Here is a 12,330-nt window from a genome sequence, read left to right on the forward strand (position 1 = left end):
GCGGCCATGGCCGGTCCCGAACACCAGGAAATGATCATCATCAAGCGCTACGAGGAAGATGAGCACGAGCATCATTCCAGCGCCTGGAAGGTTGCCCATGCCGACTTCATGACGGCGATGATGGCGTTCTTCCTGATCATGTGGCTGATCAACGTCACCGACAAGGATGTGCGCAAGGCGATCGCCAATTACTTCAATCCGGTGAACCTTGCCGACAGCGTGAGCGAGCGCAAGGGACTGAACGACCCCGAGGACATCAAGGATGTCGGCACCTCGGACGATGGCGACCAGATGTCCGCGCTCAAGGACACGGTGGGCGAGAACACCGGCAAAGGCGAGGAGGTGCAGCAGGGCCCGCGCGAGGCGGCGCTGTTCCAGGACCCCTATGCCGTGCTGGCCGAGATCGTCGCCGACGCCCCGCCCGGCACGCCGACCTCGCTCGACGCCCCGATCGGCGTCAATAGCGAGCCGGGCACCGGCAGCGGCGACGCCACGCGCGACCCGTTCGACCCGGTCTATTGGCAGATGACCTCCACCCGCAAGGCGCAGGCGACCGCCCCCGGCACCGCCGGCATCGGCGCGCCGCAGGGCACACGGCCGGATGCGGGCGCCAAGCGCGACACGCCCAACCCCGCCGTGGAGGGGATGGACGGTTCGCCCGCCGGCGGCCCGACGCCGGAGTCCGCCCGCGCCGGCGGCATTGCCGGCGCGACCAAGGCTGCCTCGTCGACACCCGACGGCGACAGCGCCAAGGCGGTGGCGGCCACTGGGCCGGCCCGCACCGAGGGCGCGCAGGGGCCGGCGGAAAAGCTGGAAGAGCAGATCAAGGCCGACCTCGCCGCCGCCATGGGCGGCGCCACCGGTCCGCAGGTGACGGTGCGCAAGACCGGCGACGGCACGGTGATCAGCCTGACCGACGACCTCGATTTCTCCATGTTCCCCATCGGCTCGGCGGTGCCGGATGCGCGCATCGTTGCCGCCATGGCGCGCATCGCCCAGACCTTGAAGGACCGGCCGGGCGATGTGGTGATCCGCGGCTATACGGACGGGCGCCCCTTCCGCTCGCCGACCTATGACAATTGGCAGCTCTCCGCCGCCCGCGCCAACATCGCCCATTACATGCTGGTGCGCGGCGGGCTCCCGGAAGGGCGCATCCAGCAGATCGTCGGTTTCGCCGACCGCAATCTCAAGAACAAGGCCGACCCCAACGCGCCGGAAAACCGCCGGATCGAAATCGTGCTGCAGGAGCCTGCCCGATGAGCCGCGTCGCTTTGCTCGCCACTCTGCTCGCCGCGCTGCTGCTGGCCGGCCGCCCGTCCATGGCCAAGGACCCGTGGGGCGAGTTGCGCCCCGCCGATGCCACGCCGGCCGATGCGGGCGGGGAGGAGACGGGCGATGGAGAAGCGCTGCCCGCACTCACGCCCGTGCGGGTGCCGATACCTTTGCCGAAGCCGGCGGTGATGCCCCCGGCGGCCCCGCGCCAGATGCCCCGCCAGATGCCGCTCGAGGCGCCGCTCCCGCTGCCGCGCCCCGCCGATCTCGCGGCGCAGGCTCCCGCCGTTGCGGACCCTGTCCTGGTGGAGACGGACGCTGGTGCCCCGGAGCCTTTTGCGCTGGCGGAGGCACCGGCCGATCTGCCGAACGCTGCCGCGCGCGACACCCCGGAGACCACCCTGCCGGTGCCGCTCCCGTCGGCGCGGCCGGTGCTGGCGAGCGAGGCGCCGGTGGCGCGGGTGGCGACGCTGCGCGTGCCGCTGCCCCCCGCGCGGCCGGCTCTGGGCGGCGCGCCGGCGCGGTCGCCGGTCGCCTTCCAGCCCGCGCCCGTCGAGGTGCCGATCGTGGCGGCGGAGGAAGCGCCGATCCGGCAGCCCTTCGCCGGGCTTGTGCCGGCGCCGGCCCTGCTGGCGTCGGAGGCTGTCGGGCCGGACACCTTCGCCGCGCTGGCCTTTACGGCAGACTCCTTCGACCCCCGTTCCTTCGCGCCTTCCGTGTCGGCGGCTTCGAGCGCGGCGGCCGCGCCGGCGCTGTCCCCGGTCGTCTCTCCGGCGGTGGCGCCGATGGTCGCCCCGGCTGTCGCCCAGCCTGTCGCCCCGATTGTCGCCCTCGCGGCACCCGAGGCCGCCGCCGCGCCGGCGCCGGAGCCTGATCTGCCGGAGCCGATGGAGCGCACCACCGCGCTGCTGGCTCTGCCGACGCTTGGCGTGTTCTCGTCGGCGCAGGCGGCGGAAGCCACGGCGCCGGAGGCCGCCGACAAGGAAGCGTCCGCCAAGGACGGGCCTGCCAAGGATGCCGCAGCTTCCGCCGCGAACGCGCCCGAAATGCCGCCCGCGCCGCCGCTCTACCGCGAGGTGCGCGAGCTTCAGCGCCTGCAGGACCGGATGGCGGCGGGCGAGCCGAACGCCCTGACGGCGCAGAACGCGCTGATCACCCGCATCGACCAAAGCTTCCGCGCAGCGGACGCCTCCGCCTGGAACGACCCGCAAAATGCCCGCGCGCTCATCGTCTTCGCGCTCAGCGGCGGCGGGCCGGGCGTGCTGCGGGCCGTGCTGGGCCAGGGTGCCAGTCCCGCCGTGGATGAGCGGCTGCTGCGCGGCACGCTCGCCTATCTCGAAGGCCGCGAGCCTGAGGCGCTGAAGCAACTCGGCGAGATCGACGCGCGCCAGCTGCCGGACAGCCTCGCCGGCCAGGTGGCGCTGGCGCAGGCCGCTTTGTGGGTGCGTCGCGACCCGCCGCGCGCCTCGGTGCTGCTGGGCCGCGCCCGCCTGCTGGCGCCGGGCACGCTGGTGGAGGAGGCCGCGCTGCGCCGCGAGATCTTCATCGCCGCCCAGGCCAATGAACTCGCCACTTTCGAACGCCTGACCTCGACCTATCTCGCCCGCTACCGCCACTCGGTCTATGCCGGCAATTTCCGCCTGCGCTTCGCCGCCGCGCTGACGCGGATGAGCTTCATCGACAGCGCCGACGAATTCCACCGGGTGCATGAACTCCTCGCCCCGCTGGAACCCGAAAGCCGCCGCGAGGTCGCGCTGCTCATCGCCCAGGCGGCGCTGGCGCAGGGCAAGACCACGGCTGCGGCGCTGGCCTCCGAACTGGTGCTGAAGGGCACGGTGTTCGGCAGCCTGGAAGCCGACCGCGCCACGCTGTACCGCGCCGCCGCGATCATCGCCGCGCCCGGCCGCTTCGACGAGGCCAGCGCGGCCCTCGCCAGCGTGGCGCGCGAGCGCTTCGGCAGCGAGGATACGCGGCTGCTCGGCGCGGCGCTGGCGGTGGCCGCGTCGATCACCGATGCCGTCAATGTGCCCGTCCCGCCGCCGGCCGGGCTCGGGGGCGAGGCCGGCGCGCCGGAAGCCCAGGGGCCGGTGGCCCCGGAGACGGGTAAGGACGGCGGCAAGGACGCCATGCCGCCCGCCGTGCTGGCTTCGGCCCAGGCCGCGCTCGAGGCCGCCGACAAAGCCCTGGGAGACGCGCCGCTATGATCCCGGTTCCGCTCAACGCCGCCCGCACCGCCACCGCCGACGATCTGCCCGGCCGCGCCGAGCGCGGGGACGGCGGCGACGCCTTCGCCGCCCTGCTCGCCGAGATGGACGGACGGCCCGCCGCCACGCCCGAGGCGCCGTCGCCTTCCGCCAGCTCTCGGCCCGAACGCTCCGCGATGGCGGCGCCGCGCCTCGGCGTGCCGGTGCGGCTGGAGGCGGTGGAGACGGTGCCCGCTCCCGAGCCGGCCCCGGATCAGGCCGCCGCGTCCGCCGGCCCGATGACCGAGACGGAGCGGCCGCTGGCGGCGATGGACCTCGGCGCGCTGCTCGCCCGTTCCGCCCGTTCGGTTGCCCCGCAGGGGGCGTCCCCCGCCACCCAACCGATCATCAACGGCGCAGGCGACGCGCTGGCCGAGATCGGGTCGGCGATGCGCCCGCCTGCCCCGGCGGCGGAAGCGGCCTCCGGCGCGCCGCCGGCGTCCGCCCGACCTGCCGCGTTCGGCACCGTGGCGCACACGATCTCGACGCCGGCAGCGCCGTTGCGTCCGTCTGCGCCTTCCACCCTCTCCCTGCCGGGCGAGGAGGCGGAAACCGTGGCTCAGATGCCGCCCACCCCGCCGCGAACCGCCCCCGTGCCTGCCGTCCGGTCCGACCGCGACGCCGGGGCGGGGGAGGGTGCGCAGGCCTCTGCCGTCCCGCCATCGATGGCGGCGGACGAGGCCGCGCCCCGCCCGGAGCGGCCCAAGCCCTCTTCTTCGCCGGTGCCGATGAGAGCCGATTCCACCCGCCTACCCACCGCCCGCTTCGATGCGACGCCCGCATCCTTGGTGGCGGAGGACGGCACGCCGCGCCCTCTACCGGTCGAGGCCGAGCGGTCCGCGGCCACGTCGTCGCCGGAACGCCCGGAGGAAGCGCTACACGCCGCTTCGGCTGCCGACAGCGGCGCACCGCCCTCAACGTCTCCGCTGCCGGCGGCGATGTTCGCGTCCCTGCTGCCCGCCCCTTCGGCGTTGCCGGAAGAGGCGGATGTGCCGGAAGGCACGGGCGACCTGGCCATGGTCGCGACGCTGGAGGAGGGGGCCACGCTGGACGAGGCGCCGGTTCCCACCGCCAAGGTCGTGCTGTGCGAGACCCATTTCGCGCCGGTACTGCCGCGCGAGGCCGGGCCGACGCCGACTTCCGTGCCCGATCAAACACCGGCCGCGCCCCGGCCTTCCGTCGCGCTTCCGCAGGCGGCGGAAGCCGAAGCGCAGGCTGCGACCGTCGCGGTCCCGGCCGGCACGGTCGCAGCGGCTTCTGCCGCTTCCATCTCTGCCGCTTCCGCCTTGGTTGCGTCCGAAGGGCCGGGACTCGACCGTCCGGCGCCCGCCTCAACGGAGCGTCGTCCCGCCGCGCGTGCTGTCGACATGTTCGCCCAGGCGGGCGAGGCGCCGCCGCCTTCCAACGACACGGCCCTGCTCGAGGAACGCCCCGCCGTGCGGATGCCTGCGCGGGCCGCGGCAGGTGCGGAGCGGGCGCGCGGCGCACCTGAGATCGCCGCCGAGATCCCGACCCCCGCTCCGGCTTCCGGCAGCGCCGCCTCCATTCCCGCGCCTGTCGCGGCGCCGGCCGGCGCCGCTCCGTCGCCGGCGGCGGTGCAGCTCGGCAGCATCCTTGCCGAGGCGGTGCGCGCGGAAGCGCCGGGCGCCTCCGCCGCCGGCGCGGCCATCCCGGCGCGCGGCCCGGTGCGGGTACTGGAAATCCAGCTCCGCCCGCTGGAACTCGGCCTGGTGACGGTGCGGCTGCGCACCGGCCGCAACGGGCTGGAGATCCATGTTCATGCCGCGCGGGCCGAAACGGCGCGCCTGCTGGAGCAGGACCGCGCCAGCCTCATCGCCACGCTGGCCGATGCCGATGCCGGCCCGCTCGACCTGACCATCAGCCAGACCGGCTTGCCGCCCCGCCTCACCGGCGAGGACGCCTTTGCGCCGGCGGACTGGGAGCGCCGCGAGGGGAGCGGGTCCCGCGAGGGGAATTCCGGCGATTCCGACCCGCGCCGAAGGAGACGACAGGATGAAGATGCAGCTTTCCGCGCTGTTGATGGCGGCTCTGCTGACCAGCAGCCCTGAGCTTGCCGCCGCGCCGAACGCCTCGGCGACGCAAACGCCCGCAAGCACGCCCCCCGGCAAGCCCCCAAGCACGCCCGCCAGCGCGGCGGCCGGGGCGCGCCTCGGCGTCTGCGAGGCGGCGATGGCGCGCGCCTCGGCCAAACATGGCGTGCCGCTGGCGATCCTCTATGCAGTCGGCATGACCGAGACCGGCGGCAATGGCACGCTGCAGCCTCTGGCGATGAATGCGGGGGGGAAAAGCCTTGTCGCGACCAGCCCCGCCGATGGCGCGCGCAAGCTGGCGGAGTTCAAGGCGCGGGGGGTGAACCTGGTCGATCTCGGCTGCATGCAGATCAACCATCGCTGGCATGGCGACCAGTTCGCCTCGGTAGCGGAGATGTTCGATCCGGAGCGCAATGTCGACTACGCCGCCCGCTTCCTTGCGGAACTGCGGCAGCGTCATGGCAACTGGACGATGGCGGCGGCCCGCTACAATGCCGGGCCGGATAATGATCCGGCGCAGAAGCGCTATGTCTGTGCCGTCATCCGCAATCTGGTCCGGTCCGGCTTCGGAAGCTGGACCGCCCAGTCGCGGGCCTTCTGCGCCTGATCTCAGGCGAAAAGGGAGTCGATGTCGTCCTGCGAGACGACGTTCGCGTCATCCGCCAGCGCCGGCCCGTTGAGCAGCGCTTCGTCGCCGGTGCGCTCGGGGGCGATGGTCTCGGCGATGCGCGCGACCTCTTCCTGCCCGCCCCAGATGTTGGACATGCGCTCGACCCGCTCCTCGATGAAGACCATGAGGTCGACCACCTTGCGGATGCGCTGACCGCTAATGTCCTGGAAATTGCAGGCCTCGAAGATGCGGGTGGCATAGCTGTGGATCGCCTGCGCCAGCATCTTGTGGCTGCCTTCCAGCTCCGCCACCAGCGAAATCGCCGCGCCGTCGATATTCTCGGCCATCTGCAGAATGTCCTCGGTCGCCGCCTCGGTGTCGGCGACGACGGCGTCGAGCTCGTCGGTCGCGCGGTTGAAGCGTGCGCCCTTGGCGCCGCCCGCCTGCAGCGTGGCAAGCTCGTTCTTGGTGTTGTCGATGGCTTGGCGGATCGTCTCTACATCCATCAGCATGGCGTGGCGCGAGCATTCGGGGTCGGCTTCGGGGCAGCGGCGGTCGAAACGCGCGATCACGCCGCGCAGCTCGTGCAGCTCTTCCAGCACACGGTTTATTTGGGCGGAGACGGAGCCCTGCATCGTCACTGTGCTGGCGACGTGCTTCTCCCCCGCCCCATTGTGTCGTTCATTCGCTTCAATCCGGAACGGCCGCCGGGCAGACGACATGTAATTTCTCCCATTAACTCGCAAGTGTTCGATGATTTCTTATAGTTCAAAGCCAATCGCCTGAGAATAACCCTAGGTTTCGCCCTGCAAGCTTCGCGCAAGCATTGCAATTCAGAACATCAACCTAGGAAAGGGCGGCATGTGGCTGTCCCGTGGAACTTGTTAGCTGAGGGACGGAGCGCTTTATGGCCGTGGATTTGTCGATGCCGGTTCTTGTAGTCGACGATTACAAGACCATGGTCCGCATCATTCGCAACCTGCTGAAGCAGATCGGTTTTGAAGACGTGGACGAGGCGTCCGACGGCGTCGAAGCCCTGTCCAAGCTGAAGGAGCGGCAGTACGGGCTTGTGATTTCCGACTGGAACATGGAGCCGATGACGGGCTACGAACTGCTGAAGCAGGTGCGCGACGACAGCGACCTCAACGCGCTGCCCTTCATCATGGTCACGGCCGAGGCGAAGTCGGAAAACGTCATCGCCGCCAAGAAGGCCGGCGTGAACAACTACATCGTCAAGCCCTTCAACGCGCAGACGCTGAAGAGCAAGATCGAGACCGTGTTCGAAGGCTGATGTTGCGGCCGTCGGCCCGGCGCGCACGTAACGCGCGCATCGCCGCCGGGCCTGCGCACGCTGGCGTCGTCCGGATCGATTCACATTGGATGGATCTCACGCCAACGCCCCTCGGCTTACCCCGAGGGGCGGCTTTTGCGTTGCCGCGACGCGGCCCGAGACGGCGATACCCGCCAGAATGGAGGGAAACCCACTCCAACCCTGAAGCAACTCGGCTTGAGTGGAGATATTTACCAAAATAGTTCTTTGGCCAAGGACACGTGCAGGCAGCAATCAACGAATTGCATGACTGCAGGTTCAAGGCAGGGGAATTGAATCATGTATGTCATCGTCGACGATCGCTCTATTGTTGCCGAAAGCTATGTCTCCAGCTTCTCGCGGGAAGTTTTTTCAAGCTTCGGTCTGAACGAAGACGAGTTCAAAGGCTGGATCGAGAGCGCTTCGGAAAATGATATTGCTGCGGTGGAAGGTTTTCTGCTCGGCGATTTCGAGCGGCGCCCCACCTATCCGGAGATGATCCGCTCGCACAGCGCCGCGCCGATCCTGGCGCTGAGCGACCAGAAGAGCCTGGCGCAGACGCTGGAACTGTTCACCGCCGGTATTGACGACGTGGTGCGCAAGCCCGTCCATGTCCGCGAGATCGTCGCCCGCACCGATGCCATCTGGCGGCGCGTCAACGCCAATGCCGCCCCGGCCGCGGCGCGCGAGGACCGGCTGAAGGTGTTCTTCGACGGCCGTGACCCCGAGATCGACGGCGCCCCGCTGCCGCTGCCGCGCCGCGAGCGGCACATGCTGGAATATCTGGTCAAGAACGCCCGCCGGCGGGTGACCAAGACCCAGATCTTCAACACGATCTACGGCATCTTCAACGACGATGTCGACGAGAGCGTGGTCGAAGGACATATGAGCAAGCTGCGCAAGAAGCTGCGCATGAAGCTTGGCTATGACGTGATCGACGCCAAGCGCTATCTCGGCTACCAGTTCGTCGGCTGAACGCCGGCCGCCGGCCGCCCGTGAGCGCCCGGCTCAGTCCAGGGGAAGGCCTAGACGCTCGGCCTGGCGCTTGACGAAGGTTTCCATCCGCTGGCGCCCGCTTTCCGTCAGCTCGACGATGATCCGCCGGCGATCGGCGGGGTCGGGGCGACGCTCGATCAGCCCCGCGTCGCGCAATTCATCGATCCGCCGCAGCGCCGTCGTCGTCGGCGCGCCCGACGCGATGCACAGGCTGGTGACCGAAATCGGCCGGCCGGAGGCTTCGGCCACCGCGAGGTCGAGCAGCATGTCCCAGGCCGGGTCCGAGAACAGGTCGGACTGGAAGATGGCGTCGCGGTCGGCGCGGGCGGCCACCAGCGTCTTCAGGTAATTCGGCCGGGCCACCGGCTTTTCCGCCACCGGCGCCGGCCCATTGGCCTGCCGAACGCTGTCCTCGACCAGCGAGAAGGCCCGGCGCACCGCCTGCGCGACTTCCTCGGGCAGCAGCGGCTTCTGTAGGAAATCCACCGCATTGAGACGCAGCGCGCCCACCGCCCGGTCGAGCGAGGCGTGGCCGGTGATGATGATGGTGGCGAGCGGGCGCTTGCGGCCCATCAAGGCGAGCTTCTGCAACAGCTCGATGCCGTCGATGCGCGGCATTTGCAGGTCGGTCACCACCACCTGCAGCTGCTCGTTACGCTGCACGAGGTCGATGGCTTCCACCGGCGTATTCGCGGTCAGGCTCGGCAGGCCGAGCATGGCCAGCCCCTCGCTCAGTTCGATCAGCACGTCCGGGTCGTCATCGACGAGCAGAACGCGCGGTAGTTCCGAATCCACCCCAGCTGCACCCACCATTCGCACCGCCACACGCCCGCTCACGACGAAAACAATGTCTCGCTCGGCGACTGCCACAACTACTATGTTAGTGCGGGCCTTGCGTCATTGTGAAATGACAAATTGCGGTATGCGAGGTTCCTTCGCGTCGTCCGGCGGGGTGGGCGACCTTCGCCCTCAGTTGGGCGGCGGCGCCACGCTGGCGAGGAAACTGCCGATATCGTCGAGCACGTCGGTGGGATCGACCGGCTTCACATAGAGGAAGTCGCTGTCGAGGTCGGTCGCCGTCACATTGTGCATGACATGGCCGGTGATGATGATGACCATCGCCGGGCGGAGCGCCGGCGGCAGGGCGCGGGCCTCGGCCACCACCAGCCGCCCGTCGACAGCGCCGATGCGCAGATCGGTGATCAACACCTGCGGCGCCAGCCCGCCGCGCAACTGCCCGATCGCCTCCTCCGCCGTGATGGCGAGGGCGACACGCCAGCCCAGCGAGGCGAAATACTCGCCCAGCTCGTGCGCGAGCTCTTCCTCGTCGTCGCAGATCAGCATGCTGGGTGCGGCGTTCATGCGGCGGCCCGCGCGGCGTTGATGAGCGAGGCCGGCACGGTGATGGTGAAGCGCGCGCCAGCCCCGACATTCTCCGCCACGATGCTACCGTTCATGTCACGCACCACGCTGCGGGCGAGTGACAGGCCGAGCCCGGTGCCCTTTTCGGTCGATTTGGTGGTGGCGAAGGGCTCGAACATGCGTTCCAGAATGTCCTCGGGCACGCCGCCGGCATTGTCCTGCACTGCGATCACCGCGTGCTCCTCCACTCGCCCGATCGACACCTGCACTTCGCGCCGGGCCGCGCCGGCCGCGGTAAGCGGCGGTGCGTCGCCGGCCTCGGGCATCCGAGAATTGTCCGGAGCTTCGCGGCTTTCCTGAGGCTCGCGGTTTTCCTGCGCCTGGCGAAGTTCTTGCGATTCGCGAAGCTCCTGCGATTCGAAGGCGTCGCGGGCGTTGATCAGCACATTGACGATGACCTGCTCGAACATGGTCTGCTCGCCGAATACCAGCAATTCGGCCGGCACGCCCGCCTCGATCGACAGCACGATATTGGCGGCGCGGAACTGCTCGGCGACGAAGCCGGCGGCGAGTTCCACCGCATGGCGCAGCGAGAAGGGCAGAAGCTGCTGGGTCGGCATGCGGCCATAGCGGCGGACCTGGTCGGTGATGCGCTTGGCGCGGTCGACCTGCGCCGAAATGCGCTCCAGCTTGGCGGCCACCGGTTCCCCGCCCGGCAGGGGGTCGAGCAGGCGGCGGGCATTGGCCACCGCCATCTTGATCACCGCCAGCGGCTGGTTGAGCTCATGGGCGATGGCGGTGGCCATCTCGCCCAGCGTCGCCAGCTTCGCCGCCTGCATCACCTGCAATTCGGCATTGCGCACCTGCGAGGTGTCGACCACCACGATGAGCTGCTGCGGGCGTCGCTCCCACAAGACGGTGCCGATCGATCCGCGCAGCGAGATGATGTCGCCGGGGTTGCGGGCATAGCCCATGCTCAGCGCCCCCCAGCGGCGGGTGTCGGGCTCGCCGGCGGCGGCGCGGATCGCCCGGACGAAGCGCGGCCAGGCGGGGTCGTCCAGCGAGGGCGAGACGAGGGCGGCGGCGGACGGATTGATGAAGTTCACCTTGTCGGTGTCCGGGTCGGTCACCACCACGCAGGCCGGCACGGCCTGGATGACGGCGCGCAGATTTTCCTCCATCGCCGCCAGCGCCGCCTGCGCTTCCCGCACGTCGTTCAGCCGCATACGGTCGCGGCGCGCCTGCAGGATGAGCACGGCGGCAAGGCAGGCGCCGCTGACGAACAGCATCACCAGCGGCAACGCACCGGGTCGTTGCGCCATGGCGCGCTCGCGCTGGAAGATTTCCTGATTATAGGCGACCGACTGCATCAATATGGTCTGCAGCGCCTGGCCGAGCGGCTCCAGCTGCTGGCTTAGCTTCTTCAGCTCTCGCGCCGTGCCGCCATCCTCCGGGTCGAGCTTTCCCACCTCCTCGATGATCTCATCCAACCGGGCCTCGAAAATCTGCGTCGGGCCGCGCGTGTCGACGACATCGCTCAGCACCCGGCCTTCGTCGGAATCATAGAGCAGCGGCAGCCGCGAGCGGAGCAGTTCGAGGCGCAGCATCAGTTTGTCCATGCCCAGAGTGCTCGGCACGATGGCGAGCTTGGCGAATTCGGCCTGCGTCTTCACGAACTCCAGCTGCGCCTGATAGGCCACCCAGCCGGAGGAGCGGATCGTCGCGGTGAGAAAGGCCTGCTGGCGGGTCTGCAGGACATAGACCAGCGCGGTTGCGAGAAAGAGCGCAATGGAAGCGACGACGAGGCCGAGCTTGAGAAGGCCGGGCGAGCGACTATTGCGCGCTAAAATCAATGGACTTGACCTGCCAGACCATGCGCGACTGGTAATATTGCTGACGCAGCGCCGGGTCGGAATCGATGGGATACATCACCCAGAACGGCCCCTTGTCGCGCACCCGCATGGTCTTGCCGTCGACCCGGGTGGTCAGTATGGCGCCATGCTCCTTCCAGTCCTCGGCGGGAATGGGGGCGACATAGTCGTTGAGCGCCATCACTTTCGCCTCCCGCACCGGCCGGCCGCCCAGCGCCGCGAGCGCGCCGAGCGAGGGGCCGGTGAAGCGCTGAACGCCCTCGGTCCAGGGTGTGCTGGTCTCGATGGTCACCTGGGGAAGCGCGTCGATCTCGGCGAGCGTCAGCGTCTTCTCCAGCGCGACCTGGCCGTCGGCGCCGAGCCAGCGCAGGGTGAGTTCGTGCGCGCGCGCGGCCTCCGGCAAGGCGAGGCATGCAAGCCCCAGAATGAGCGCGCAGATCAACCTGACCATCATCGTCCGCTCCGTGGAAAAAGCCCGCCGCTCAACCGGCACGAGCGCGGCTAGGATCGCACGCGGTGTGCGGACAAGCCTGCCGAAACGCTGCCATTCCGGCGGGGAAACGGTGGAGATCGCTCCATTTTGGATCAAATTGGCGAGGGCAGGCACCGCGCCGGC

General features: G+C 69.6%; 11 protein-coding genes. 6 read left to right on the top strand and 5 right to left on the bottom strand.

Annotation, left to right across the window (positions count from 1 at the left end; translation table 11 throughout):
• The first annotated feature begins 6 nt into the window (after positions 1-6).
• The 4 genes from ACP2AH_RS05120 to ACP2AH_RS05135 are packed head-to-tail and all read left to right on the top strand — an operon-like array spanning position 7 to position 6,173.
• Positions 7-1,260, top strand: coding sequence for a MotB family protein (locus ACP2AH_RS05120; RefSeq protein WP_425104821.1), 1,254 nt, complete (start codon positions 7-9; stop codon positions 1,258-1,260).
• Positions 1,257-3,476: a hypothetical protein gene (locus ACP2AH_RS05125; RefSeq protein ID WP_425104822.1), complete on the top strand. Its 2,220-nt coding sequence runs from the start codon at positions 1,257-1,259 to the stop codon at positions 3,474-3,476. Before ACP2AH_RS05120 ends, ACP2AH_RS05125 begins: the two co-directional genes overlap by 4 nt.
• Positions 3,473-5,584: a flagellar hook-length control protein FliK gene (locus tag ACP2AH_RS05130; protein WP_425104823.1), complete on the top strand. Its 2,112-nt coding sequence runs from the start codon at positions 3,473-3,475 to the stop codon at positions 5,582-5,584. The genes ACP2AH_RS05125 and ACP2AH_RS05130 overlap by 4 nt, the downstream gene beginning before the upstream one ends.
• Positions 5,529-6,173, top strand: coding sequence for a lytic transglycosylase domain-containing protein (locus ACP2AH_RS05135; RefSeq protein ID WP_425104824.1), 645 nt, complete (start codon positions 5,529-5,531; stop codon positions 6,171-6,173). Before ACP2AH_RS05130 ends, ACP2AH_RS05135 begins: the two co-directional genes overlap by 56 nt.
• Before the next feature lie 2 nt (positions 6,174-6,175).
• Here the strand turns inward: ACP2AH_RS05135 and ACP2AH_RS05140 are convergent, their stop codons facing one another.
• A complete protein-coding gene (locus ACP2AH_RS05140) occupies positions 6,176-6,898 on the bottom strand; it encodes a protein phosphatase CheZ (protein WP_425104825.1) in 723 nt (240 codons plus the stop codon).
• Positions 6,899-7,083: 185 nt separating this feature from the next.
• Between ACP2AH_RS05140 and ACP2AH_RS05145 the strand changes: the two genes are divergently transcribed.
• Both ACP2AH_RS05145 and ACP2AH_RS05150 read left to right on the top strand, forming a co-directional pair.
• Positions 7,084-7,467 (top strand): response regulator, encoded by a 384-nt coding sequence (locus ACP2AH_RS05145; RefSeq protein WP_371347755.1) that lies wholly within the window; start codon positions 7,084-7,086, stop codon positions 7,465-7,467.
• A 318-nt stretch (positions 7,468-7,785) separates the two neighbouring features.
• Positions 7,786-8,460 (top strand): response regulator transcription factor, encoded by a 675-nt coding sequence (locus tag ACP2AH_RS05150; protein WP_425104826.1) that lies wholly within the window; start codon positions 7,786-7,788, stop codon positions 8,458-8,460.
• A gap of 33 nt (positions 8,461-8,493) precedes the next feature.
• On the opposite strand, the gene ACP2AH_RS05155 is transcribed toward ACP2AH_RS05150, so the two are convergent.
• The 4 genes from ACP2AH_RS05155 to ACP2AH_RS05170 all read right to left on the bottom strand — a co-directional run bounded on the left by ACP2AH_RS05155 (position 8,494) and on the right by ACP2AH_RS05170 (position 12,168).
• Positions 8,494-9,294 carry a response regulator gene (locus ACP2AH_RS05155; RefSeq protein WP_425104827.1) on the bottom strand — a complete coding sequence of 267 codons (801 nt, stop codon included), beginning with the start codon at positions 9,292-9,294 and terminating at the stop codon, positions 8,494-8,496.
• Between the two features lie 156 nt (positions 9,295-9,450).
• The gene (locus ACP2AH_RS05160; protein ID WP_425104828.1) at positions 9,451-9,843 is read right to left on the bottom strand and encodes a response regulator; all 393 of its coding nucleotides are present in this window, start codon (positions 9,841-9,843) and stop codon (positions 9,451-9,453) included.
• Entirely contained in the window at positions 9,840-11,696 is a 1,857-nt protein-coding gene (locus tag ACP2AH_RS05165; protein ID WP_425104829.1) for a sensor histidine kinase, read from the bottom strand. The genes ACP2AH_RS05160 and ACP2AH_RS05165 overlap by 4 nt, the downstream gene beginning before the upstream one ends.
• Positions 11,677-12,168 carry a hypothetical protein gene (locus tag ACP2AH_RS05170; RefSeq protein WP_425104830.1) on the bottom strand — a complete coding sequence of 164 codons (492 nt, stop codon included), beginning with the start codon at positions 12,166-12,168 and terminating at the stop codon, positions 11,677-11,679. The genes ACP2AH_RS05165 and ACP2AH_RS05170 overlap by 20 nt, the downstream gene beginning before the upstream one ends.
• Positions 12,169-12,330 lie beyond the last annotated feature (162 nt).

Source organism: Ancylobacter sp. (genome assembly GCF_965249975.1).
In the GTDB taxonomy this organism is placed as follows: Bacteria; Pseudomonadota; Alphaproteobacteria; order Rhizobiales; family Xanthobacteraceae; genus Ancylobacter.